The sequence below is a fragment of the Alkalibacterium sp. MB6 genome (assembly GCF_009935905.1).
In the GTDB taxonomy this organism is placed as follows: Bacteria; Bacillota; Bacilli; order Lactobacillales; family Carnobacteriaceae_A; genus Alkalibacterium.
In genome coordinates, this window is record NZ_PREX01000003.1 from 1 (window position 1) to 25,258 (window position 25,258).

The 25,258-nt window shown below is 40.0% G+C and carries 26 protein-coding genes; 11 read left to right on the forward strand and 15 right to left on the reverse strand.

Annotation, left to right across the window (positions count from 1 at the left end; all coding sequences use genetic code 11):
- Positions 1-72: 72 nt before the first annotated feature.
- The 3 genes from C3945_RS01855 to C3945_RS01865 form a co-directional block, all read right to left on the reverse strand.
- Positions 73-1,167 (reverse strand): DUF1648 domain-containing protein, encoded by a 1,095-nt coding sequence (locus C3945_RS01855; protein WP_161877992.1) that lies wholly within the window; start codon positions 1,165-1,167, stop codon positions 73-75.
- Between the two features lie 3 nt (positions 1,168-1,170).
- A complete protein-coding gene (locus C3945_RS01860) occupies positions 1,171-1,548 on the reverse strand; it encodes a GntR family transcriptional regulator (protein WP_161877993.1) in 378 nt (125 codons plus the stop codon).
- A gap of 141 nt (positions 1,549-1,689) precedes the next feature.
- The gene (locus C3945_RS01865) at positions 1,690-2,514 is read right to left on the reverse strand and encodes an SMP-30/gluconolactonase/LRE family protein (protein ID WP_161877994.1); all 825 of its coding nucleotides are present in this window, start codon (positions 2,512-2,514) and stop codon (positions 1,690-1,692) included.
- A 114-nt stretch (positions 2,515-2,628) separates the two neighbouring features.
- On the opposite strand from C3945_RS01865, the gene C3945_RS01870 reads away from it, so the two are divergent.
- Positions 2,629-3,045, forward strand: coding sequence for a GNAT family N-acetyltransferase (locus C3945_RS01870; protein WP_237585446.1), 417 nt, complete (start codon positions 2,629-2,631; stop codon positions 3,043-3,045).
- A gap of 39 nt (positions 3,046-3,084) precedes the next feature.
- Here the strand turns inward: C3945_RS01870 and C3945_RS01875 are convergent, their stop codons facing one another.
- The 4 genes from C3945_RS01875 to C3945_RS01890 form a co-directional block, all read right to left on the reverse strand.
- Positions 3,085-5,079, reverse strand: a complete 1,995-nt coding sequence (locus tag C3945_RS01875) for an FtsX-like permease family protein (RefSeq protein WP_161877995.1) — start codon at positions 5,077-5,079, stop codon at positions 3,085-3,087.
- A 1-nt stretch (position 5,080) separates the two neighbouring features.
- Positions 5,081-5,839: an ABC transporter ATP-binding protein gene (locus C3945_RS01880; RefSeq protein WP_161877996.1), complete on the reverse strand. Its 759-nt coding sequence runs from the start codon at positions 5,837-5,839 to the stop codon at positions 5,081-5,083.
- A 157-nt stretch (positions 5,840-5,996) separates the two neighbouring features.
- The gene (locus C3945_RS01885; RefSeq protein ID WP_161877997.1) at positions 5,997-7,004 is read right to left on the reverse strand and encodes a sensor histidine kinase; all 1,008 of its coding nucleotides are present in this window, start codon (positions 7,002-7,004) and stop codon (positions 5,997-5,999) included.
- A complete protein-coding gene (locus C3945_RS01890; protein ID WP_161877998.1) occupies positions 6,985-7,662 on the reverse strand; it encodes a response regulator transcription factor in 678 nt (225 codons plus the stop codon). Before C3945_RS01890 ends, C3945_RS01885 begins: the two co-directional genes overlap by 20 nt.
- A 151-nt stretch (positions 7,663-7,813) precedes the next feature.
- On the opposite strand from C3945_RS01890, the gene C3945_RS01895 reads away from it, so the two are divergent.
- Together C3945_RS01895 and C3945_RS01900 are read left to right on the forward strand one after the other, a co-directional pair.
- Positions 7,814-8,692 carry a hypothetical protein gene (locus tag C3945_RS01895; RefSeq protein ID WP_161877999.1) on the forward strand — a complete coding sequence of 293 codons (879 nt, stop codon included), beginning with the start codon at positions 7,814-7,816 and terminating at the stop codon, positions 8,690-8,692.
- Positions 8,693-8,712: 20 nt separating this feature from the next.
- Entirely contained in the window at positions 8,713-8,916 is a 204-nt protein-coding gene (locus C3945_RS01900) for a glycine zipper family protein (RefSeq protein WP_161878000.1), read from the forward strand.
- A 156-nt stretch (positions 8,917-9,072) separates the two neighbouring features.
- Here C3945_RS01900 and C3945_RS01905 read toward each other — a convergent pair whose 3' ends face one another.
- On the reverse strand, positions 9,073-10,059 hold the full coding sequence (locus C3945_RS01905) for an NAD(P)H-quinone oxidoreductase (RefSeq protein WP_161878001.1): 987 nt from the start codon (positions 10,057-10,059) through the stop codon (positions 9,073-9,075).
- Positions 10,060-10,313: 254 nt separating this feature from the next.
- Here C3945_RS01905 and C3945_RS01910 point away from each other — a divergent pair, with 254 nt between their 5' ends.
- Both C3945_RS01910 and C3945_RS01915 read left to right on the forward strand, forming a co-directional pair.
- Complete coding sequence (locus C3945_RS01910) at positions 10,314-11,243, forward strand: ring-cleaving dioxygenase (protein ID WP_161878002.1); 930 nt, start codon at positions 10,314-10,316, stop codon at positions 11,241-11,243.
- A 13-nt stretch (positions 11,244-11,256) separates the two neighbouring features.
- Positions 11,257-11,871, forward strand: coding sequence for an alpha/beta hydrolase (locus C3945_RS01915; RefSeq protein ID WP_161878003.1), 615 nt, complete (start codon positions 11,257-11,259; stop codon positions 11,869-11,871).
- Positions 11,872-11,917: 46 nt separating this feature from the next.
- On the opposite strand, the gene C3945_RS01920 is transcribed toward C3945_RS01915, so the two are convergent.
- Genes C3945_RS01920 through C3945_RS01930 form a run of 3 tightly spaced genes read right to left on the reverse strand, consistent with a single transcriptional unit; the run spans position 11,918 to position 14,398 of the window.
- Positions 11,918-12,301, reverse strand: a complete 384-nt coding sequence (locus tag C3945_RS01920) for a YccF domain-containing protein (protein WP_161878121.1) — start codon at positions 12,299-12,301, stop codon at positions 11,918-11,920.
- Between the two features lie 11 nt (positions 12,302-12,312).
- The gene (locus C3945_RS01925) at positions 12,313-13,506 is read right to left on the reverse strand and encodes a GNAT family N-acetyltransferase (protein ID WP_161878004.1); all 1,194 of its coding nucleotides are present in this window, start codon (positions 13,504-13,506) and stop codon (positions 12,313-12,315) included.
- Between the two features lie 37 nt (positions 13,507-13,543).
- Positions 13,544-14,398 carry an aldo/keto reductase family protein gene (locus tag C3945_RS01930; protein WP_161878005.1) on the reverse strand — a complete coding sequence of 285 codons (855 nt, stop codon included), beginning with the start codon at positions 14,396-14,398 and terminating at the stop codon, positions 13,544-13,546.
- 127 nt (positions 14,399-14,525) lie between these two features.
- Here C3945_RS01930 and C3945_RS01935 point away from each other — a divergent pair, with 127 nt between their 5' ends.
- Positions 14,526-15,713, forward strand: a complete 1,188-nt coding sequence (locus tag C3945_RS01935; RefSeq protein WP_161878006.1) for a M20 family metallopeptidase — start codon at positions 14,526-14,528, stop codon at positions 15,711-15,713.
- 303 nt (positions 15,714-16,016) lie between these two features.
- Complete coding sequence (locus tag C3945_RS01940; RefSeq protein WP_202623272.1) at positions 16,017-16,916, forward strand: ATP-grasp domain-containing protein; 900 nt, start codon at positions 16,017-16,019, stop codon at positions 16,914-16,916.
- Positions 16,917-17,120: 204 nt separating this feature from the next.
- Here C3945_RS01940 and C3945_RS01945 read toward each other — a convergent pair whose 3' ends face one another.
- From C3945_RS01945 to C3945_RS01955, 3 genes are all read right to left on the reverse strand, one after another.
- Positions 17,121-18,068: a 2-hydroxyacid dehydrogenase gene (locus C3945_RS01945; RefSeq protein WP_161878008.1), complete on the reverse strand. Its 948-nt coding sequence runs from the start codon at positions 18,066-18,068 to the stop codon at positions 17,121-17,123.
- 17 nt (positions 18,069-18,085) lie between these two features.
- Positions 18,086-19,090, reverse strand: a complete 1,005-nt coding sequence (locus tag C3945_RS01950; protein WP_161878009.1) for an LLM class flavin-dependent oxidoreductase — start codon at positions 19,088-19,090, stop codon at positions 18,086-18,088.
- A gap of 362 nt (positions 19,091-19,452) precedes the next feature.
- Positions 19,453-20,040 (reverse strand): hypothetical protein, encoded by a 588-nt coding sequence (locus tag C3945_RS01955; RefSeq protein WP_161878010.1) that lies wholly within the window; start codon positions 20,038-20,040, stop codon positions 19,453-19,455.
- Between the two features lie 125 nt (positions 20,041-20,165).
- Here C3945_RS01955 and C3945_RS01960 point away from each other — a divergent pair, with 125 nt between their 5' ends.
- From C3945_RS01960 to C3945_RS01975, 4 genes are all read left to right on the forward strand, one after another.
- Positions 20,166-20,714, forward strand: a complete 549-nt coding sequence (locus C3945_RS01960) for a DUF924 family protein (protein WP_202623264.1) — start codon at positions 20,166-20,168, stop codon at positions 20,712-20,714.
- A gap of 121 nt (positions 20,715-20,835) precedes the next feature.
- Positions 20,836-21,633, forward strand: a complete 798-nt coding sequence (locus C3945_RS01965; RefSeq protein WP_161878011.1) for an SDR family NAD(P)-dependent oxidoreductase — start codon at positions 20,836-20,838, stop codon at positions 21,631-21,633.
- A 28-nt stretch (positions 21,634-21,661) separates the two neighbouring features.
- Positions 21,662-22,867 carry an NAD(P)/FAD-dependent oxidoreductase gene (locus C3945_RS01970; protein ID WP_161878012.1) on the forward strand — a complete coding sequence of 402 codons (1,206 nt, stop codon included), beginning with the start codon at positions 21,662-21,664 and terminating at the stop codon, positions 22,865-22,867.
- A 26-nt stretch (positions 22,868-22,893) separates the two neighbouring features.
- Positions 22,894-23,337, forward strand: coding sequence for a hypothetical protein (locus tag C3945_RS01975; protein ID WP_161878013.1), 444 nt, complete (start codon positions 22,894-22,896; stop codon positions 23,335-23,337).
- A gap of 51 nt (positions 23,338-23,388) precedes the next feature.
- Here the strand turns inward: C3945_RS01975 and spxB are convergent, their stop codons facing one another.
- Positions 23,389-25,173 (reverse strand): pyruvate oxidase, encoded by a 1,785-nt coding sequence (gene spxB / locus C3945_RS01980; RefSeq protein ID WP_161878014.1) that lies wholly within the window; start codon positions 25,171-25,173, stop codon positions 23,389-23,391.
- Positions 25,174-25,258 lie beyond the last annotated feature (85 nt).

Sequence of the window (25,258 nt, forward strand, 5' to 3'; positions counted from 1 at the left end):
TTGGATAAGTCATCCAACCCCATTATAAAGGACTTTTTTATATCATGAAACAGTTAAATTTTTAATGCAACACTAGTGAGTTAGTACAATAAATAATAGAATACCTAATACAACTAACCACGCTTGCCAACGAGCTAAATTTAGCGTACTGCCAATACCAAAACGCTTTTCTACAAATACTGAAGGGTCTTCTTTATTGTAATAAATCATTCCCCATTTCCACTGTACTTCTTCATCTGGATCCTGGTAGTATTGTTCCTCTTCGCCTAATAATTTTTCCCCTGCCTGACCGTATTTAAAAGTCAGGTATAAGGTTCCACCTAGAGAAAAAACGAGGTAAATAGCTATAGTAGCTATTAGTATCCACGTATTTTCTCCTTGGCTAAATAAGGAATAAAGAAATAAGATAGAAATTAACAGCTGAGTAGCTATAGTTATCGCAAAGGTAAAATTGGACCACGCTTCTCGAAACCGTCTACTCTTCTCACTTGCTTTCACTGGGTCTAGTGGAGATAAACGCTGCTTTGATTTTACAATCGCATGATTACTATAATTGAATACAGGAATCATCAAGAGTTGAATACCAGGAAGGGCCAACACACCCCATACACTTTTTGATATATAGCGGTTCACTTCAAATTGGCTATCCCAGTGAATCGGAATTTGATCAGGAATTCGGTCATAAAAAGCAAAGGCAATCAATACAGGGATCACAATAATAGCCAATTGCCAAATGAAGAAAGTGAACTGGCTCTTCGCTTTTACTTTTTGGTGGTAGTTCATATCGACGACGACTCTTTTAGCTTTTTGCTGTTCCGCTTTTGGCAACTGTTGTTTCCACTTTAAGACTTTATTTCTATAATTCAAGTAAAGGATGAATGTAAATAGTAAAAAAATAACCATTCCAACTGTCACATAAACAGCTGATAACACCTCTACTCTATCCGGGTCTTCCATAAAAGGAAGCACGAATAAAGGCAGACCAAGTAGTCCACTAATGGTTATATTCCACAAAGCAAATCGTTTCTTCAACTGTTCAAGGTACTCATGTTTACCGGCAATCGCTACACCAAAAGGAGTGGCCTGCCGACTAAACAATGGCGTTAAACCAGAGGCTATCCCCATGACTAAAAAAATGACAAACATTAACCCACTAAATAACCACATCTTTTACCACTCCTTTTTCAACTCTTTAGAAATTTGTTGTGTCCATTCTTTTGTTTTTTCAACAGACACATCGTGAATATAAACATCTACCAACAGCTCTTCTATTTTTGCCTTTAGTTGATCTTCCAAATCATTTGGTTGCTTATCTGTTGTGTTAATCTTGTATCCTCGCTGGCTCTTTAAGAGAATCTCTTCATCCACCAACAGATTATAAGCCTTGTTAATGGTGTGCATGTTAACCCCTAAGTCTCCGGCTAAACTTCTTACACTTGGGAGCATCTCGCCTCTTTTTATATCTCCTTTAACGATGGCTTTTTTTATCTGCTTAATTAATTGGATATAAATAGCTTCCGTGCTAGTTGGTTCAATTTCTATAAACATGGACACCCCTCCTCTTACTCCAGCCGTTTGTTTGTTATATAACAAGTATAACAATTTTAGTTTTAGATGTCCATATTAATTAAACTCTTACACATAAAAAAGTCTCCCATTTTATCATGAGAGACTTTCCATTCGATTTAATTATCTTATTTTCACTTTAAATAGTCCACCTGATAATGGTTCTCCATCTTCCTGTGCCGTCGTAATGTAAAGGTAATTCTTATCAGGTCCGCCTAAGCAGCACGATGTAATGTTGGACACTGGCATAGGTATGTCAACCAACTGTTCAACTGTTTTTGTATCCCACTTGCATATGCGTTTGCCTCCGTATTCAGCAACCCAAATGTTTTCGTCTACATCCACACACATACCATCTGGCGATCCCCCGTCTGTGATTTCTACAACTACTCGTTCATTAGATAGTTCAGCGGTATCTAAGTTATAATCAAACGCTCTTACTTTATTAGTTGGGGTATCAATATGATAAAAGGTCTGACCATCTTTCGACCAACCTAAACCATTTGCGATAGACATGTCCGATAGAATTTCTTTAACATCATCGTCTTCTACAACAAATAATTTAGCTGCTCCTTCGATGACTTCTTCGTACCCCATTGTACCGATAAGAAACCGTCCCTTTGGATCCATTTTCCCATCATTGTAACGCATGCGTTCATCTTTATTTGCCTGTAGTAAAAAGGTTCGCTCTTTTGTCTCTGGATTAATTGAATAGATACCTTCTTTTTCAGCTGAAATGAGCTGCCCGTCCTCATTTAAAACAGCTGCGCCGACCGGTCCGTTCGTTGGATAGGACTCTATCTCAGTGGTCTCTTCATCGAATCGGTAAATGATATTATCCGCAATCGAAACAAAATACAATACATTAGCTTTGTCATCCCAAACAGGACCTTCCAACAGCTTATTTCCAGCATAGTAAACCAGTTTAGGTTTTAACTCTTGTGACATTCTCTTCATCCCTTTCGCCATGTTTCAGTCTACTTATACTATACCGATTTTAAACCTGTTCTCCAAACCTTAGCCTCTTGTGGTAGAATACCCTTATGAAAAGGAGTGGTTTTTTTGATTACCTATAAAACAAATACCCCAATTCCTGTCGACACATTAACTGAACTATACGACAGCGTAAAATGGACTGGTTATACGGATCATCCCGAGAAAATGGCTCGCCTCTTAGATGGGTCTTATTATTATATGAGTGCATGGAAAGAGGATCGATTGGTTGCTCTTATTCGCTCGATCGGAGACGGTGCATCCATTTTGTACATTCAAGACATCTTAGTGCATCCTGATTTTCAACGGTTAGGGATTGGTAGAGAGCTCATGAATCAACTGATAGCAGATAACTCAGACATCAGGCAAATCGTATTAATCACAGATGATGCCGAAGAAACCAAAGCATTTTATGAAGCAGTGGGTTTTCAAGCTATAGAAGACGCAAATGGCAAAGCTTTTGTAAAATATGACTTTAACCATTAATTAAAAGGAGAAAACCATTGCTGGCTTTCTCCTTTTTATTTATTCCACTATTTTTAAATACACTTTAGAGGTAATACGGTAAATAATCCAGTAGATAAAGGCGAAACTCGCCACCACAGCGATCGTTACCGTTATTAACAGTTGTGGGTTGTTAATACTAAATAAGACGAGCATTTTCTGTAAGATAGAATAGGCAAACGCTGTATGCAAAGCCGCAGTGACAATCGGCAAAGTGAACATCCAGACAATTTGAGAACGTGTCGCACGTTTAGTGGTCTCTTTATCCAATCCTACTTTTTGCATAATTTGGATACGTTCACGGTCGTCAAATCCTTCTGATACTTGTTTAAAGTAAGTGATTAACGCAGCACCTACTGTAAACAGACCTCCTAAAAACAAGCCTAAGAATAAGAAGCCGCCATTTAAACTGTACCACTCTTCACGATTACCTGATCGGGATTCATAAAAGACACCTACCTCTTCCCCATGATCTCCGATGGCTGCTTGCATCATCTTCCCGTAACTCATGACGTCACCTTCTGTCGCTGTCGTTTCCCAGTACATGCCTCCTTGCCAATACATGACATAGGGATCTTCTTCTGTATTGTAAGCCGCAGTTATCTCATCAATGGCTTCAGCACTAGGTGTAATGACCACCAATGTATCACTTAGATCTGCCTCTGCTCCTACGACTGAAGGACGGTCCTCTAACTCATTCACTAGAAACAGATTATCTCCCAGGCCTAAACGATCAGAGTTCACTTCAATACCCGCCTCATAGACCAGTACTTCATTATCTTCTAAGTTGATAGATGTACGTTCCATACGATTATAATCATCTAGTGGAACGAGTAGCACCATATCCGGGATAAACTCTCTCTCCTCAGGACTGACTGTGTTAAATGCATCATTTTCAAATTTACCAATTAAATTAACAAATCTAAATGAATCCATTGATTCAACTTCCAGGCCGAAATCAACAGTCAATTCATCAATGTGTTCAGTGATTTCTTGAATACTGGCTTCTACCTCACTTCCAGATAAGCCATAGTTGGTCATAAGTGAATTCGTATTTTCAGCTGGGAAACGATTTTCGAGAGTTTCTTCCGTTCCTACAAAGAGAGTAACCGTTGTTGATATCGCGATAATAACCATTACGGCTAATATCGTAATATTTGCTAATCCAACAGCGTGTTGTTTCATTCTGTAAAGCATACCGGAGACTGAAATGAATGGTCCTGGTTGATAGTAAAACGCCTTGTTTTTCTTTAATAGCTTCAACACAATAATGGATCCTGCCGTAAAAATTAAATAAGTTCCTATGATGACTAACAGAACGGCTAGGAAAAATTGAAGTATCGCTTGAACAGGATTATCAATGGTCATAGAGATGGTGTACCCTGAGATAAGAGAAATTAAACCAAGTATAAAGAGAATAGGCGAGCTTTTCGGTTCTTTTTCTCCTTCTTTGCCCCCTTTTAGTAATGTAATGGGGTTTGAGAAAGTAACTTGAGCCGTATTATAAATGAGTGTCAGCAGGAAAATACCCATAAAGACTGCGGCGGTTACTCCCGCTCCAAGCCAAGAGACTGAATAGGTCATCACGACAGGCAACTGAAGCAAATAATTCAAGAATAAAAAGCTTAGCTGACCTAAGATATTTCCAAGAAAGATACCCAACGCAATACTGATGGCACCAATCATAAGATTTTCTAGCAATAACACCTTACGGATGTGTTTCTTTTCGAGTCCGAGAATGTTATAAAGACCTAATTCTTTTTTACGTCTTTTCATTAGAAAGCTGTTGGTATAAAAGATAAAGATGAGAGAGAATAGACCAACCACAATAGCTCCCATAGAGAATAACTGGACCAACGTTGATGACCTATCTTGAACAAAATCATTCAAAATCAATGAAATCATCATTTGGAACATACTGACCGTTATAGTGGCAGCTAGTGTATATGGCAAGTAAACTTGTTTATTTGACTGGATATTTCTCCAAGCCAATTTGGTTGAAAACAATTTTCCCATGTTACTCACCTCGTCCTGAAGAGACTAAGATTGATTGAGTGATTTTTTCCATGAACGCTTCTTCGGTCTGTTCACCGCGGTATAACTCATGGTAGACTTTTCCGTCTCGTATAAATAGCACTCTGTTTGAGTAGCTTGAGGCTCGAGCACTATGGGTCACCATAATAATCGTCTGACCTAATCGGTTAATATCTTTAAAGATTTCCAATAAGTTTTGAGAAGAACGTGAATCCAATGCACCGGTCGGCTCATCAGCTAAAATAAGTTTTGGTTTAGTGATTAATGCTCGAGCAACTGCCACACGTTGTTTTTGCCCACCCGATACTTCATAAGGGTATTTATCAAGTAACGCATCAATCCCTAGACTCTTAGCTAATGGCAGCACACTCGCCTCCATTTCTTTTACTGGTGTTTTGGCTAGAACCAATGGCAAGAGAATATTATCTTTTAAGTTGAAATTATCAAGTAAGTTAAAATCTTGAAAGACAAAGCCTAATTGCTCTCTTCTAAATTTTGAAACATGCTTGTCTTTAATGTCAGAAAGGGACTTCCCTTCTAAGTAAATTGCCCCCTCTGTCGGCGTGTCTAATGTGGATAATAGATTTAACAATGTTGTTTTACCCGATCCAGATTCCCCCATGATAGAAATGAATTCTCCCTTTTCAACTGAGAAATCAACTTGTTGTAAAGCTTCCGTTCCTTTTGTTCCTATACGGCTCGTGTACACTTTCTTTAAATTGCTAACTTCTATAAATGACATATCGAATCATTCCTTTTCTATAATTTATCCTGTATGAGCAGCATTGATTTACTGTTGAGATAAGAATACCCCATTTACAGCCAGCTAGCATTTACCTATTCTTACAAAGGGTAAAAGGAACCTTACATTATTGTAAGGTTCCTTTATAAAAAACGATTTAATCAAAAAACGACAAGGGGGTATGGTTGAAATCAATGATTGCCTTCGTTCCTATCCCGACTTCTGACTCAATCGTCAATGTATGATTCAACCTTTTGCAAATTTTTCGTGATAAAAACAACCCTAAACCTGTTGATTTATCATGTAAACGTCCGTTTAATCCAGTATACCCTTTTTCGAAAATTTTTGGCAGATCTTCTTTTCTTATCCCGCTGCCCGTATCTTCAATAACTAAACGGCCAGCTCCCTCCATATAAATAGTAATCTGGCCTTCTTTTGTGTACTTCAAACTATTGGAGAGCACTTGCTCAAGTAACACCTGAAGCCATTTTCTGTCCGTTAACACACTTTCTTCGATGGGCTCATAGTTCAGTGTATTGTCTCTATAAATAAATAAGACGGAGTATTTCTTTAGCAACTCTTTGATCACTTTATTTAATTGGACCTTTTCTAAATCCAATTCTTTTCCCGTCTCTTCTAGTTTTAAATAGGTTAAAGCCAAATGAGTGTAGTCATTTAAGTAAATCAGTTCTTGTTCTAACTGCCTTTTGTTTGTCGTGTCATCACTCTGTCTTTGAAGGAGTAAACTCATCGCAGAGATAGGTGTCTTAATTTGATGGAGCCATAAAGTAAAGTAGTCCATCTGCTCTTTTTCTTTTAATCTGGTCTCTTCCTTAACTCGTTCAAATTCCTCTTCCAACTGCTCATAAATCGACTCGTAAGCGTCATCCAGTGATTTGTAACGATCTTGTTCAAGAGAGAACTGCCGCTTCATACCCATTTCTTCGATATCAGCCACTCTTTTACGGAACATCGACCATTGAATAACTATCATTACCACCCAGACAAAAATAGATAGTTGAGCAGCGTAACCGTAAAAGTAAAAGGACGCACGGGTTAGCCAAATGAGTAGAGCAAAAATACCCAACAGACTCAGTAGTAAGATGAATTGTGGGAGTAACGTTTTAGTAAAGGCTTTAACCCATTTATTCTTTATTAATCGCATAGCCGACCCCTTTTTTTGTCACGATAGCCTCGTCTTTTCCGATATCTCTCAGTTTTTTTCTTAATCGAGTGATGTTTACTGCCAAAGTATTGCCATCAATAAAGGACTCATCTTCCCATAGTTCCTTCATGATTCGGTCCTTAGAGACGAACTCTCCTTTACCTTTAAAGAGCACTTCCATTATTTTACATTCATTCTTCGTTAAAGTAGCCGTTTCTCCATTATAGGATACAGTCAAATCCATAGGTTTTAAGATCAATTGATTCATCGTTAAAAAATCATCTTGTTCGTTAAAATCATAGGTTCGTCTGAGCAAGGCTTGGATTTTAGCCACGACGACCGATAAACGGAAGGGTTTTTGAATATAATCATCTGCCCCCATTTGAATGGCCATAATCATATCCATATCATCCGTTTTTGAGGTCAAAAAGATAATAGGGACTTCAGATACTTTGCGAATCTCCTGACACCAGTAGTACCCGTTGAAAGCTGGCAGCATAATATCCATCAAAACCATCTGTGGTCTAACCTCAAGAAATTCTTCTGTTACGTGGTTAAAATCCTTTATCAAATGCACGGCGTAATTCCATTTACTCAACTCTTCTTTTAATGATTCTGCAATCGTTTGATCGTCTTCTACAATTAAAATGGAAAACATAGACTAGTCCCCTTCATGTTTCAATAATCTCGTTTTAGTATACCACCCTATACACGGTATGGCATAGCCCACCTTTAACATCCTACTTCAGACATATATTATATCGTTTGTCTATATGATATAATTTTATAAAGACTAAGGGGAGGACGTTATGATATATACTTATGAACGCTTAATGATTAAACTGAACCGCCTGAAAGAGAAGGAAAAGAGTGCGGTTGAGCATTTTATTCAAAAAGAAAAAGACTATAAACAGGCGGAACATGTATTTGAAAAAGAGAGTGATGATGTAGAGAGAATTCAATCTGAATCTTTATCAACCTTTATGAGGAATCTGATAGGCACTCAGGAAAAAAGAGTGGAAAATGAACTTCGAGAACAAGTTCAGGCTAAACTAGCATTAGATACTGCTACCGCTTTGTTTTTAAAAGCGAGAGAAGATTTACTGGACATACGTGACGACATTGACTTACTCCAAAATGAACTAGTGGATTTGCGTGACGAGTTAACCATTCAAGACCCTCAGTTTAGACAAAAAATTGCCGAAGAAGAACGGAAACGATTGGAATGGAATCAAGAAATTGAAGAAGTGGATGAGGCCTTAGCAGCAGGCCAAAGTGTACTGAATGCACTGGATCATGTCTTAGAGACATTAGACTCTGCTGATTCTATGGCTACTTGGGACCTGTTTTCTGACAGTTTTTTAATTGATATGATGAAGTATAATAAAATTGATAAGGCTGAGCAAGATATTGCCTATTTAGAAGGCTTAATTGAGCGTTATAGTAAAGAACTAAAAGATGTTAACCTGACTGCTTCTATTCAATATGAAGATTTGGGACAGATGCACCGGGTGTTTGATTTATTCTTCGATAACATATTTTCAGATTACCGAACGAAAGATACTATTCAACGAAACATCTCTAACTTAGAACAAATGGAATCAGAAGTATACAGTATTCAACAGATTTTAAGTAAACGTAAAACTGAATTAATTGAATACATTCAGGCATCTGAAACGTTCTTTTAATTAGTGAGGAGACGGTATAAATGAAGAAGAAAACAGACCATTCACCTTCTGAATCAGCGGGATTTGGCGTGGTCTTTGGTTTACTTTTGGACAACCTTGGCTTAGGCATTGCTTTAGGTATAGCTTTGGGAGCAGCCGGTGGGTTTGGTTGGGGTAAAAAAAACGAGACAGATAACCAATCAGACACCGACGAGGTTGATGACAACGACACGACACAAGATTAAGTAAATAGATAGATAAACGGGGCTGGGAAATAACTAGCTGAATTAGAAGACACCTTCAAATCTAGGAAAAATGATCCTTGATTTGAAGGTGTTTTTAATTACTCAGATTTATAAATTATTACTAAAAGGTGACTTTTTTCCCAGCCCCGTTTATTGTTAGTCATCAGCGACTTTTATAATGATTTTTCCAATATTCTCGTTGTCTTCCATTTGTCTGTGAGCTTCATTCACTTCACTAAATGGAACAACAGAGTGAATAACAGGTTTCAATTGTCCTTTTTCAAATAATGGCATGGCTCGTTTTTCAAATTCTTTAGTTAATTTTGCTTTGTAGTCATCACTTCTTGGGGTCAATAGAGTCCCTTTTAACGCTATTCGTTTAACCATTAAATCAATTAAAGACACGTTTTCTACATGGGTCCCACCAAGCGTCCCAATTAACACCCACCTTGAATCGAAAGCAGCACTCGCATAGTTCTTCTTCCAATAAGATGCCCCAACAAAATCCAGTATAACGTCCACACCTTCATCTTTAGTTTGATCCAAGACGATTTCATCAAAAGAATTTTCTTTATAATTAATAACATAGTCTGCTCCGAGTTCTCTTGCAAACTCTAGCTTTTTTTCCTGGCCTGCCGTCGCAAATACAGTAGCATGACTCAAGGTTTTAGCTAATTGAATGGCCGCTGTCCCTACTCCGCTTCCCGCTGCATGAATAAGAACGCGTTCCTTCTCTTTTAATTCACCTAGCCAATAGAGTGTTTGATAAGCTGTCAGGAACACTTCAGGTATAGCAGCCCCTTCTTCCATTGTTAATGAATCAGGCAAAACAATTGCACGATTAGCTGGTATGATTACATATTCTGCGTAACCCCCTCGGTTAACAAGCCCAGCCACACGCGTTCCTGGTTTCAATGTGGCGTCCGGTGAATTATTCTCTACCACTATGCCACTCACTTCTACTCCCAATATAGGATAAGGTGCGGTCAACGACGTATTTTGGCGCGTCATTATGTCTGTACGATTGACTCCTGCCGCTTTGACCTCAATTAAAAGTTCCCCTTCTTTAGGAATCGGCTTAGACTGTTCCTCCATTAATAAATTGTCTCTTGAACCGGGTTCGTTAACTGTCCAAACTTTCATCATTGTCTCCTTTCGATTTTTCCAATGCCTGTATCAGTTCTTCTACTTCACTTTGTTTACGTCTGTGGACTTCCTCAGAACCTGGTAAACCTATGCTACTTATCTCCACATTTAGTATAGCATAAGTCCCTTTTCTTCATGATTTTTAACAGTTTTAAAGCTGTTGGGTTGGATGGTTGACAATAAGTCAGTTGCCCTATATACTAATAATTGTATATAGTTCGAATTCGAGATAAAGTCAAGGAGAGATAAATATGAAACGAACATTAGGTATTCACCACATCACCTCAATTGTTGGTCATCCACAAGAAAACGCAGAATTTTATGGTAATGTCTTAGGCTTACGTTTAATCAAAAAAACAGTTAACTTCGATGATCCGCAGACTTATCACTTGTATTTTGGAAATGAGGGCGGAGACCCAGGAACGATTATTACCTTCTTCCCTTGGGCAAATGCACGTCAAGGTCGCATTGGCGGTGGACAAGTTGGGGTGACCACTTACGCTGTTCCAGTAAATAGCTTCGACTTTTGGAAAAATCACTTAGCTGATAAAGGCATTCACGTGACTGAGACGACGCGTTTTGGAGAAGACTATCTTCAGTTTGAAGATGTGCACGGATTAAAACTGGAACTCGTTGAAAGAGAAGCCGGCAAACCTAATACATGGTCCAATTCAGGTCTATCCCCTGATGTTGCCATTAAGGGCTTTGGCGGAGCAACACTGTACTCACTGAATCCACAAGGAACAATTCAAACTCTGACTGAGACGATGGGCTTGGAAAAAATCGGTGAAGAAAACGGTTTGGTTCGTTTAAAAGCTATCGGTGAAACAGCTAATATAATCGATGTTCCCACAGAACCCGTACCAAACGGTCGTATCGGAGTGGGCATAGTTCACCACATTGCTTGGCGTGCGAATGATCAACAAGACCACTTGGAATGGCAATCGCTTGTCAGCTATAAAGGCCATAATGTAACTGAAGTGAAAGACAGAAATTATTTTGATGCGATTTACTTTAAAGAACCGGGAACTATTCTTTTTGAAATTGCTACCGATACTCCTGGCTTTGCTCATGATGAATCCTATGAGACAATGGGGAGTGAATTGAAACTACCACCGCAGTACGAAAGTCGTCGTGAGGAATTAGAGCAAGTCCTTCCTCCCATCAATTTAACTAACTAAAGGAGAGATTCAGATGAATCACAAACACCTATTCAAAGAAGGAACAGATTTAGCTGGACCAACTTTACTCTTGTTGCATGGAACGGGCGGAAATGAACATGACTTATTGCCATTAGCTGAGCGAGTGAACCCTGATGCCAACGTATTGAGTGTGAGAGGAAATGTCAGCGAAAATGGCATGCCACGTTATTTCAGAAGACTAGAAGAAGGGGTCTTTGATATTGAAGATTTAAAAAGACGCACAAAAGAATTGTACGACTTCCTTGATGATGCAGCTAAAGAGTATGGCTTTGACCGTTCAAAACTCGTTGCCATTGGTTATTCAAATGGGGCGAATATTGCTGGAAGCTTGCTCTTCCACTATAAGGATGCCTTAAAAGCTGCCATTCTTCATCATCCCATGGTCCCTTTAAGAGACATTGAACTGCCTGATTTGACTAACACACCCGTCTTTATCGGTGCAGGGACGAATGACCCGATTTGCCCGCCGGAAGAGTCTGAGGAACTGAGCACTCTATTACATGATGCAGGTGCTCAAGTTAAGTTGCACTGGGAACATCACGGCCATCAATTGTCAGCTACTGAATTACAAGAAGCTGTTAATTGGTATAAGGAATTATCTATATAATACAAAAGAGTTCAGCCCAATAACAGGTTGAACTCTTTTTAACTGATTATGCTCGAATGATGCGTGCACCAAATGGTCTAAGGGCCAACTCGGCCAACTTAAAGTGCTGGAGTCCAAAAGGAATGCCGATAATGGTCAAGCATAAAACGATCCCGACCCCTACTTCTTCCAATGCTAAAGGCACACCCCCTAATATAAGCCACAATACATTAAGTAATAGCGACCCTCTTCTTCGGGTAAATTCAATATCTTTTCCAAAAGGAGCTGCAGAGACTTTGGCAAACTTAAAACATTGCTGTCCTACAGGAATACCGACAATCGTTATAGACCACAATATACCTAAAACTCCCCAACTGAGGAAAGAGATGAATCCTCCAAAAATAAACCACGCGATGTTTCCTAATAGTTCAAACGTATTATCCTTTCTAATTCTTACTTATGTTAAAAGAAATCGTACAGTTCCGGTTGCTGTCTAATAATCACTTTGTCTAGTGCTCGAATGGCTTCTTCGCTACCTTTAAGCTTCTCCTGAAAATGGAGTTCTGGCACTGTTCGAGCTCCCATAAAGAGTTGACTCCACGTTTTTATATCCGCAGAAACGGTGTCTTCATCCGGGAACTTACCGTCTCCATTCTTCTTGATGTCAATGCTTCGATTCTCTTTTTTAATAGTGTAATGAGCCGTATTCCAATCAATCGTCTCATCGTTAACGTTAATTATAATCGACTGATTGTCTTCTAGTTGGAATGGGTAATAACTCAGGAATCTTTCCATATCAACTACTCTAGCCATCATTCCAGATACCCATTTCTGCTCTGCCCATTGCTCTTTAAATAAATGAGAGAGGTTATTTCCTCCGCCTGTTTCAAATGTAAACCGATCAAACTGAGCCCGGTGACTGCCAACAAAGGACCATAAGGCTTTTTCAGCTCGTCCGGTCATAGCAACCAGTTCGTTCATATTAAACACTCTGCCTTTTTTCGAGCTAAAACTATACAAGAGATAACCCTCTGCTTCGCCTTTTTCATTTCGACAGATTGCTACATAATGTTCTTCTTTTTTAAAGTCTTTCCCTTGCCAAACCCACTCATGTCGGTCAACAGGACCTACTTTAGATTGATAGGTTTTCTTATAGACTTCTGCCAATATTTCGCGTTCTTCTTCCCCATTTACCCGTTTAACCGATAAAGTGGAGTCCGCATCATACACTAAAGACAAGTCTTCAATGCTGTATTCTCTCATTTCAAAGACTAGTTCATAGCCGAATTGACGGTAAAAGACATGAGAAAAAGGAGCTAGGTAAGACAGTGTCATGTTTTCTTGTTTCATTATTTTAAATGCTTCTTTGAATAATGCTCTGATATTTCCTTTTCCTCGAGCCTCGGGATAGCTGGCCACGTTGGCGATTCCACCCATTTTAATACTTTGACCATGCAAAAAGACGTTGTATTTTCTAAGAACCATAGCAGACTGTAGCTCGCCTTGTTCAGTAAATGCACCTAGAGCAACAAGATGTTCCCAGTTTCGCTCTGTTCGCTCTCTCCTTGAACTGGCAGTGGGATCTGTTGGGAAAGCATAAGACTGCAAGTCTAAATATGCATCGAGATCTTTCTTTTCTATTTGTCTGATTATCATAGGTATTCTCCTTGTAAAAAATTTACATTGTTCTAGTCTAACTGACTTGTGGTGGACGTTCATTTTTATTATCAGGCTCAGTGAAGTCCGGATGACTCCACGCCAATAGGTAGTCCATATCCTCTTCCTCTAATTTAAAATCAAATACATCGATATTTCCTTTAATCCGCTCTTCATGGACAGATTTTGTTAGTGGAATAATGCCTAAATCTATACTAAAACGCAACAAAATCTGTGCGACACTCTTCTGGTACTTCTCTTTCATTCTCTTCATCTTGGCATCTTCCATTATAACGGATAAAGGCTTGAGTGGTGAATAGGCCTGAAGTAGGATAGTGTGTTTTTTACAGTAATTACGTGTTTCCGTTTGAGTGACCCCCGGATGAATTAATAGCTGGTTAACCATTGGTTTGATACGGGCATGGTTAACTAAGTTTTCCAAGTGTTCTACGGAAAAGTTACTGACTCCGATTGCTTTCAAGATGCCTTCTTCATAGAGTTCTTCCATCGCTCTCCATGTGCCTAAGTTATCTTTTTGCCAATTATCGCCGTGTCCTTTTACCACTGGCCAGTGAATTAAATACAAATCAAGGTAATCTGTTTGTAGTTTGTTTAACGACTCGGCTACTTCTCGCTTAACGTTTTCATAACCGTGAGCGGCATTTCTCAGTTTGCTTGTTAAAAACAACTCTTCTCTAGAAATCGGAAGCTCCTTCAAAGCCTGACCTATCGCCTCTTCATTTTGATAAGCAGCGGCTCCGTCTATTAATCTGTAACCTGCGTCGATGGCATGTTTAAGGCTGGATTTAACTTCTTCATCGTTGGTATTTTGCCACATCCCAAACCCAATTGCTGGAATCTCTAATCCATTAGCTAGTGTATACGTTAACATTTTTTCCTCCTCAATATGTGCTGGCTGATAATGTGCTTTTTATGCAAAAACAAGCTATGACTAGTATACTATACTTAGGGAATCACTGATACGTTAAGCGTTTCTATGAACACAAGGAGGATTTTTCATGGCTTTATTAGAAGATTTAACGAAACAATTAGAAGAAAAAGAAGAACGCATGATAGAGATTCGTCGCTACCTTCATGCTCACCCTGAATTATCATTTGAAGAAGAACAGACTGCCGCTTACATTGAAGAGTTCTATAAAGATGCGCCTATTGATGCCATCCAAACGAACTTTGGTGGTGAACGAGGCATTGTAGTGGATATCAAAGGGAATGGCGATGGTCCAAAGATTGCATTGAGAGCTGACTTTGATGCCTTGCCTATTAAAGAAGAAACCGATTTGCCTTTCGCATCTAAAAACGAAGGTGTTATGCATGCTTGTGGCCACGATGCACACACGGCTTATATGCTAGTACTAGCGGAAACTCTAGCAGAAATGAAAGACCAACTCAATGGATCCGTTCGTATTATTCACCAACCTGCTGAAGAAATGCCGCCAGGTGGTGCACTTGGTATGGTTAAAGCGGGTGTACTGGATGATGTCGATGCCGTTTTAGGTATTCACGTGATGTCCTCTATGGAAAGTGGCAAAGTTTTTTACAGAAGTGGTGAAACTCAGACTGGCCGTGCTAAATTTGTCATGAAAGTCCAAGGTCGAGGCGGACATGGCGCTTCACCCCATACAGCAAATGACTCCATTGTCGCAGCCAGCGCTTTTGTCATGAATGTTCAGACGATTATTAGTCGACGCATCGATCCATTTGACACAGCCGTTGTTACTATCGGTTCTTTTGACGGAAAAGGTCAGTTTAATATTATTAAAGATGCTGTGACGTTAGAAGGCGATGTTCGAGCGATGTCTCAATCAGCCCGAGAAAAAGTAGAAAAAGAAGTGCGTCAAATCGCTAAAGGAATTGAAGAAATGTATGGCGTGACTGTTGAACTGGATTACGTCAATGACTACCCTGTCTTAATCAATGATGAAACCGTCACGAATAAGGTTCGCGATGCTTTAGTAGAAGCTCAAATTGCTGAAGTTACGGACGTGGTTGAAGTGGAACCACAATCCCCTTCAGAAGACTTTGCCTATTATCTACAGGAAAAACCTGGATCCTTCTTTTATGTCGGCGCTCAGCCCACAGACAAGGATTGGTACCCACACCACCATCCTAAATTTGACATCGACGAGAACAGCTTGATCATCAGCGCCAAATCCATGGCAGCTGTCGTCGCTTCTTATTGCGGATAATTAAATACTGGAAGAGATGAGTCAGCTTCTATGGAGCTGGCTCTTTTTTGGGGTTAAGTTGAGCATATAAGAGTCGGTTTAACCATACTCAAATTAAAAAATTGACTGAGTATGGAGATAACTGGCTCTTTTCTCCATACTCAAAGACTATTCATTCTTGAGTACAGAGAAAAGACCGGCATGATTATTCACTCTGTTTGTCATTGAGCCGAATACATACTATACTACTACTGTTGACTACACTAGCAATGCCTTGAAAAGGAGATAGATCATTTGAAAAAAGTTTATATTATACATGAAAACATGGATTGGACGAGGCATTTAACCGCTCGATTGGATGAGTTGAATGTGCCTTACGAAGACTGGCATTTAGGAGACGGATTAGTAGACATCCAATCCCTTCCTGAAGACGGACTCTATTACAACCGGATGAGCGCCTCTTCTCACACTCGAGGCAACCGATACGCTCCCGAATTAACTGAGCAAGTGTTAACGTGGCTCGAACAAAAAGGGGCTCGCGTGATAAACGGAACAGGTGCCATTAACTTGGAAGTCAGTAAGTTGAAGCAATATTTAGCATTACAGGCAAATGGGATCCAAACGCCTAAAACAATTGGAGCCGTTGGTAAGGATAACATCGTTAAAGCCGCTGAACAGTTGAATGAGTTCCCTTTTATCATTAAACATAACCGTGCGGGTAAAGGACTGGGCGTACAGTTGCTCTACTCGATCAACGAATTAACCACCTACATGGATGGACCGGATTTTGAAGACTCCATTGATGGGATTACCTTGGTTCAGCAGTATATCAAATCCCCGGACGGTCATATTATTCGTGCTGAATTTATTGGCGGTAAGTATCTTTATTCCGTCAAAGTCGATTCGAGTGACGGTTTTGAATTGTGCCCAGCTGATATTTGCCAAATCGGACCAGATGGGAAGCCTATTGCTGAGGAGAGTAAATTTACGATAATTGATCCTCTTCCAAAAGAGCAAATAGATCGTTACGAAGCTTTTTTGAAAGATCAGCGTATCGATGTTGCCGCTATAGAGTTTATCATCGATGAAAAAGGCGACGTTTACTCATACGACGTGAACACAAATACCAATTACAATGAAGAAGCCGAAAAAGCAGCCGAAACGTTCGCTATGCTCCATCTAGCTGAGTATTTGCGTGACGAATTGAATGCTTTAAGTAACTAATACAGAAGATAACTGTTTATCCTTCACTTCAGTCACGGTTTATTCTCTGAACTGCACATTAAACGGCTTTAACCTGCACTTCAGTCACGGTTTATTCTCTGAACTGCATATTAAAAACCCCATTAAACTCTTTGGCAAGCCTATTCAAGCCAACTCGTTTAATGGGGTTTTATTTAAATTAAGAAAGGGGTCTATTCTGCCCTATTACATAAAGTCTGTCAGTTCGTCATCAAGAAATTTAACCGTATTCTCAAAGACTATTTTTGCGCGATTGACCATGGCTTCGTCAGTTAAATAAGCAACGTGTGGCGTTAGCACTGCATTTTTCGCTTGCAATAATGGGTAATCAGATGGGATAGGCGGCTCCATATCAAACACGTCTAAACCGGCTCCTGAAATCTTCCCTTCATTCAATAATGCCGCCAAAGCATCATTATCAATAATCGGCCCTCTTGCACAGTTGATTAAAATAGCTGTTTCCTTCATTAAGGCTAGCTTCTCTTTAGAGAGCGTACCCTTCGTTTCGTCATTTAACAGTAAATGAACCGAAACAATGTCACTTTCTTTCAGCAATTCGTCTAAACCTCTATACTCCAAGCCGAGTTCTTTTGCCTCTTCTTTTTCTGTGCGGTTGTAGCCTATTAACTTCGCTCCAAAGGCTTTAAACAAAGCAGCGGTCTGTAAACCGATTTTTCCTGTACCGATAATTCCTACTGTTTTTCCTTTTATTTCTCGACCTTGAATCATGCCTGGAAACTCTTCTTTTCGGATATCAGTATTGCCCTGAGAAATAGAGCGATACACATCTAAGGTTAAACCAATAACCAGTTCTGCAACGGATTGGTCAGAATACCCAGCCGCGTTACTAATATTAATGCCTTTTTCTCTCGCTTGGCTGCCCACATGGTCAATTCCTGTAAAAGCAACGTTGATGAGTTGAGTCTTGTCCAATTGTTCAATCACTTCATTTGGCAAAGGATTATTGGCGATCATCAAAATATCAGCGTCTTTACTGCGTTCATACAACTCTTGTGGGTCAGTTGTCTTTTCATCATAATAAACGAATTCATGGCCTTTATCTTTTATTGGTTGAGCTAATTCATCAATATAATCTTTTGGTACTCTTAAGGGTTCAATTAATTTAACTAGCATTCAAGTGACCTCTTTCTTTAGTTTGATGGTATCATTTCTTTTGCTAATAATTCATAGGTTTTCAATCGCTGTTTTTGTGAATGAGCAATACTACAAATCATGGCCTCTTGGAAACCGAACGTTTCTTGGTCTTGGCGCAATTTGTCAGCAACTTCTTTAGCTGTTCCTACCAGATGTATCGGACGATTTTGTTGGATGCCTCGTAACTCATCTTCAGTTAAAGGATAATCTTTGGCTTCTTCAGGTGTCATCAACGGTTGCATGCGTCCCTGTCCTAATCTGAGGCGGGCAATGTCTTGAGGCTTCGCTTGATATTCAGCTTCCTCAGTTGTCTCAGCCACAGTGACTAAATAAGCCACACTGATGTTGGGTTCTTTCATAAATTCAGACGGTGTAAAGTTTTCTCGGTATAAGTCGAAAATTTCTTTTCTCATTGCTCCGAGTAAAAAGAATTGAGCAAAGGAATAGCCTAAACCCATTCTTCCCGCACGAATGGCGCTATTTCCACTTGATCCAAGTAACCATGATTCTGGTAAGGTGACACGCTGGGGAGACGCAATCGTTCGACTATACAGCATATCGTTCGGTATATGGTCTTTGATTAAGTCGAGTGCGACGTCTAATTTTTCATACATGTTTTCAAAATCCGGTTCATTTCCTTGTGATAAAGCATAAATAGAATGTTGATCTCCACCAGGTGCTCGCCCTACTCCGTAATCAATTCGGCCTGGAGCCAGTGCACTTAATGTCTTGAATACTTCTGCCATTTTTAAAGGGGAGTAGTGCATCATCATTGTTCCTCCCGTACCTAAACGAATTGATTCCGTTTTAGCAGCAATGTAAGCTGTGATGATTTCTGGAGCTGAGCTGGCGAATGAATCGCTGCCGTGATGCTCTGCCATCCACATTCTATAATAACCTAGCTTTTCAGCTGTCTGAGCCAATTCGACGGCTTTTTCTATTGCACCTTGACCTGTATTGCCACTTGTAATCGGTGCTTGATCTAAAACACTTAATCTCATAAGTTTTCATCCCTTCTCATTCACTCTATCTCTACTATACCACTGCTTAGCTTTCGCTACACGTTTCACCCCATAAAAGTTTGTTATCACTTGCTACGTATTCCTTTTTTCTTTTTTCATTTCAACTATATCCTTTGCGGTAACAATATAAAACCCCACCGAGCGTATCGATGGGGAGAAGTAAGGTGTATTAGTTTATAAAGTCTGGTTATAGTATGGCGAAAGCTGTTTTACTTTCTTCTTTAGTAAATAATCGTTACGCTCTTCTTTCTATTAAAGCCTCACCTTTCTTACATCTTTAACTTAACAAAGTTTTATCGTCGTCTCAAAAAAATAAAATCAACTGACCGTTTTGTCGGAATTTATCTCTTATTTAAGAGGGTATGATACCCTGCTATTTCTACTCCAAGCAAGTCAAAATATGGATTCACTAAATCTAGAAACTGATTATATAATACTGGGAAATCATTCGACCCACTTATTTTTAAAGGCTTTCTGTTGTCAAAGGTTAAAATCACTTCCCATTGTGTGCCGTCCATTACATCGTGATTCATGTAATTCTTTTTCCATGATAAGATAAATAACTGATTGAACAGGTCGTCTTTTATGTCTTCCCAATCAGACAAGGGAATGTGCGCCGTATACTGAATACCATCATATCGAATGACCGGAGGATAAACAGTTATATTTGCATACCCATCTGCTTGTTCTATTTGGATGGTTTTATAGCCGTCACGAAAGCCACCAACAGTAAATTCAAGTTGGTAGCATTGGTATTCAGGTGAATACTCTTTATATTCATACACTCTTCCGAATAGTCCTTTGCAGGTCTCACACTTGTATGCATGCCTCATTCTGTTTTTGTTATCTTGATTCCTTTCCTTTGGTGTTTGTTTTTTTCGTTCTTTGATGGCTGAACTACCACATTTGGGGCAGATAATAGTCGACATACTAACACTCCTATCCTCTTTTGCTTTTATTATATCGGATTAAAAATGACCGCGCTTCATTTCTTTATGTGATGGCCTTTTGCATGGTATGCTTAACGTAACAAACGATTAAAGGAGAAGATAAAATGGCGATAGATGAGCAAGCAAAGACCGTTTTAGATTTTTGGTTTAATGAACTAAGTGAGGAACAGTGGTTTGCTAAAGATGAAGCTTTAGATCAAGACATAACTCAGCGCTTTGGTAAGTTGCACCTTAAAGCAGCGGCTGGTGAGTTGTGGCGTTGGCGCGAAACCATACAAGGTAGGCTGGCTGAAATCATTCTCTTGGACCAGTTTTCACGGAATATGTATCGTGAGTCTCCCGATGCTTTTAAATACGATAACTTGGCATTGGCTCTTTCCCAAGAAGCTATTTCTTCAGATGAATTAGATTCTTTAGATGCTCAACAGTTGGGCTTTTTATATATGCCTTTCATGCATTCAGAGTCTCGGCTCATTCAAGATTTATCAGTTCGTCTCTTTTCTCAGGATGGACTTGAATCGTTTTACCCTTATGCACAGGAACATGCAGATATTATCCACCAGTTCGGTCGCTACCCTCACCGCAATACCATTTTAAACCGAGAGTCTACTGAAGAAGAACAACAATTTTTAAAGGAGCATGACGGCTTTTAATTCTTTTATATCTCCCAATTGACCTCAATGCCAAATCTTTGCAGTTTTTTTCGCATAATAGTACGCTTAAATGTAATAAGCGTTTCTATTTTAAACGTTTCATTTAACGGAGGGATGTCGAATGGATTTAGGCACTGAAGGAAAAGTGGCTCTGATCACTGGCGGAGCTAACGGTATAGGAAAAGCTACGGCACGTCTGCTTTTGGATGAGGGAGCCATAGTGGTTTTAAGTGATTTAGAAGAAAGTCAATTGAGTAAAGCGGCTGAAGAGCTTGGACAATCAGACAAACTCTTCTCGTACCCAGCAGATATTACAAACATGGAAGATTTAGCGTCTTTGCATAGCTATGTGAACGAATCAGTTGGGAAGATTGACATTCTTGTTCAAAATGCTGGTATCGCAGGTGAACAGGGACTTTTTCACGAGTTAGATGACGAGGCCTGGGTCCAGCTCACGGACACCAATATTTTGGGTCCCGTACGTGTCGTGAGAGAATTCTTGCCTGATTTACGAGAAGGCGGTTGGGGTCGAATCGTTTTTCTATCCTCGGAAAATGGTCTTCAACCTTATAAAAATGAACTGCCTTATAACTGCAGCAAAGCAGCTATTTTATCCTTATCTAAAGGCCTCTCTAAAACCTATGCTACAGAGGGTATTCTCGTTAATGCTGTTTCCCCTGCCTTTATTGAGACGCCAATGACTGACAAATTAGTCCAAGACATGGCCGATCAACATGATATCTCTTTCGATGAAGCTGTTGAGAAGATGTTAAAAGACAACAAACCCCATTTGGAATTGAAACGTCGGGGTACGGTCGAAGAAACAGCTGCTGTTATTGCCTTTTTATGCTCAGATAAAGCATCCTTCGTGAATGGTTCGAACTACCGAGTTGACGGTGGTTCAGTGGCAACTATATAAATAAAATGAGTAAAGGAGCAGATAATGAATGATGGAACAAGACAAGAAGCAGTTTGATTATTTAATAATTGGTGGTGGTATGGCTGCGGCTCATGCTGCCGAAGGGATTCGTGAATTAGATCAATCGGGTTCAATTGGTATCCTTTCTTCAGACCAGGATAAGCCTTATACACGTCCTGCCCTAACAAAAAAATTATGGACCGACGAAGAATTCACTGTGGATGATGTTGTGTTTGACACGATTGAAAAAACCAATGCAACATTAGTATTGGAAACAGTTGTATCATCTATCGATAAAGAAAACCGTACGGTGACAACGGAAGACGGAACTGTTTATGAGTACAAATCCTTACTATTAGCAACAGGTGGTGAACCACAACGCATCGATGGTCCCAAAGACGAGCGAGTGTTTGCTTTCCGTTCATTAGACGATTACCGCAAACTACGTGCATTGGCCGGTCCAGGTAAGCATGCCATTGTTGTTGGCGGAAGCTACATCGGGACGGAGTTAGCTGCTAACTTGAAATTAAACGAGACTGATGTGACATTCGTTTACCCCGAAGAGATGCTTGGAGGTAACCGATTTCCAGAAGAATTTGCCAGAGAATATGAAGACACATATCGTGAGCATGGTATTAAACTCATCAGCGGTACGCGAGCTGAGTCTTACGATATCATAGACAATCAATTAGTCGTTACTTTAGATAACGGAGAAACAATATCAGGTGATATGTTGGTTCTTGGACTGGGTGTAGACCCTCGTTTATCATTAGCAGAAGAAGCTGGTTTGGAAGTCGATGATGGCGTCATTGCTGACGAATTCTTACGTACATCTGACAAGAACATATACGCTGCAGGCGATATCGTATCTTACCCCGATCCCATTTTAGGTCGTAATCGAATCGAACACGTGGATCATGCTCGCCAGTCTGGAACAGCTGTAGGTAAAATCATGGCCGGTTCAAATGAACCTTATAACTATACGCCTTATTTCTATTCTGATGTGTTCGATATATCTTGGAAAGCTATCGGAACATTAGACCCAGAGATGGATTACTTTATTGATGAAGTCGATGGTGGAAAAGTCGCTTATTTCTTAGAAGACAATACACCCGTTGGTATCATTACTTGGAATATTGAGCCTGATTTAGATAAAGTTCGCGACATTTTGAAAAACCCGCCTTCTTCAAAAGATGACTTAAAAGGAGCTATTCGAGATACTGAGGATGAATAAGGATAAAGCTTATTAGGAGGATGTTAATGATGCACATGTTTTTAGAAGGCAGTTATGAATCGTTAAAGGATGCCATTCGTTCAGTCGATACTCTCGTTATGCGTGGTCATTCAAAAGATGACATTATATTAGTCTCCTCTACTGACAAAAAAGATGAGTTGAATAAAGAGAGCGTACTCACTTTATCAACTGTTGATGAGATTGATGTAAACAGTGATTTACTCGAGGAGGTTAAACAAGAACTCCATCAGCATGACATTGTTGTTCTTGTTAAAGAAGATGCTGATGAAGGTAAAGAACTGTCTAACGAGATGAATACATTAAACGCTGACGTCGCGAACGACAGAAGTGAAAGTGGACCGCGAACGGCTAGTGACGACAGTGAAAATAATAGTGGGGTAAACTTACCTGATAATGTATCCACTCGAGATGTCGGCAATGGCATTGATCGGAATAGTACGGATGTCTAATTAAATAAATGACAAAACCGCCTCTCGTTTCATGAGAGGCGGTTTTGTCACTTATTTAACTTTCTTAGATTCCAGTCCCTCTTCTTCTAAAAATAGTCGGAAAGGAACAAGCTCTTCAGCTTCATAACGCTCTTTAAACTCTTTGATTTCTTCTTTTGAATGGTGGGCTGGGTCAAGTACTAGATCTTCTGTTGGAATAGGCCGGTCATGATTAATTTTCACGTCGATAACGACGGTTCGACCAGATTTCTCGGCAGCTACTGCCTGTTTGAACACCTCATCGATTTCTCCAATTTCTCGAATGGTGAACCCGACGGCTCCTTGAGCCTCTCCTATTTTTGCATAATCAACATCTTTGAAATCGACACCGAAGTAATGGTGATTCGTCTCTTCCTGTTCAGCTTTGATAAAACCATATTCTTCATTGGAAAACACGACATTAATCACGGGCAAGTTATATTGAACCGTCGTGATAACATCTTGCATAACCATTGCAAAGGCCCCTTCACCCGTCAAATTCCAAACCTGCCTATTTGGATAATCAGCTTTCGCTGCGAGAGCACCTGGTAAACCGTTCCCCATGGTTGCAAAAACACCTGATGTCCGCCACAGGTTTTTCGGTGTCAAATGAAGGTGGCGAACCGATATTTGCGTGGTGTTTCCTACATCGATTGAGTAAATGGCATCTTCTTCGGCCATCTGATTTATGGCATGATACACTTGATAGAATTGCAATTCACCTTCTGTTTTGCGCTCCAACTTATCCGTATACGATTTCCAGTTTTTAATATTTTTCAGATTGGCTCTGTACCAGCCGGTTTCTTCTTTTTCAATTAGTTTGTCAGTTATTGCCCTCAGTGCGTCTCCCGCATCCCCGAGTATCGACACATCTGTTTTATGTCGTTTACCCAATTTGTGTGGGTCGATATCAATTTGGATAAAGGTTTTGATGCCATCAAAGACATCGGTGATTTCAGCAAAAGGGTAATTGCTTCCAACAAATAAGACCGTGTCTGCTTCATCAAATACGTCAACAGCTGGTTTTCGAGATACACGATTCGCTGAACCGAGCAAGGCTTCAAAGTCATGAGGAAAGGTATCATAGTTAATACCCGTTACGGCTACAGGTGCCTTCAGTTTCCGAGAAAGTGCCATGACTGCTTCGCCTTGTCCTCGTGTTCCGATCCCCGCATAAATAACTGGCCGCTTTGCTTCAGTTAACAAGTTAACAGCCGCATCAATATCAGCATCATTAAGAGGTGGTTTAGGGTAAGGTTTGCGAGAGTTAGCTGATGACCACCATGAGTCGTTGTCAATTTCGACCCAGCCATAATCCACTGGGACCTCTACTGCCGCAACGCCCTTTTTGGCTAGAGCTGTTCGAATGGCTTCATCAATCACTTTTGGCAGTTGCTCTGGATAAGCCACCCGTCTGTTATAAACAGCCACATCTGCAAAAAGAGGGTTATGATTCATTTCTTGAAAGCCATCCATGTTCATTTCCATTTCAGGGCGCTGGCCGATAATAGCCAGAACTGGCACGCCATCTTCCCTTGCATCGTATAAACCATTCATCAAATGCGTGGCTCCTGGTCCAGCTGATCCAAGTGCTACTCCAATTTCGCCAGTAAATTTCGCATGCATTGACGCAGCCAAGGCCCCTACTTCTTCGTGCCTCCCTTGAATAAATTGAATCCGGCCTTCTTCTTTTTTAAAGGCATCCATCCAGGAATTCAACGAACCAGCTGGTAAACCGTAGACATGCTTCACTCCCCAACTCTCGATTACCTTCACAGCTGCCACGCCAGCCTCTATTTTTTGTTTGTATTCAGTCATACTTCTGTCCTCCTTATTTACTTGAGTATGTAACCTCTACTCTTTCATCCTATCATATTTTATTCAGCATGCTGATTTTGACGTC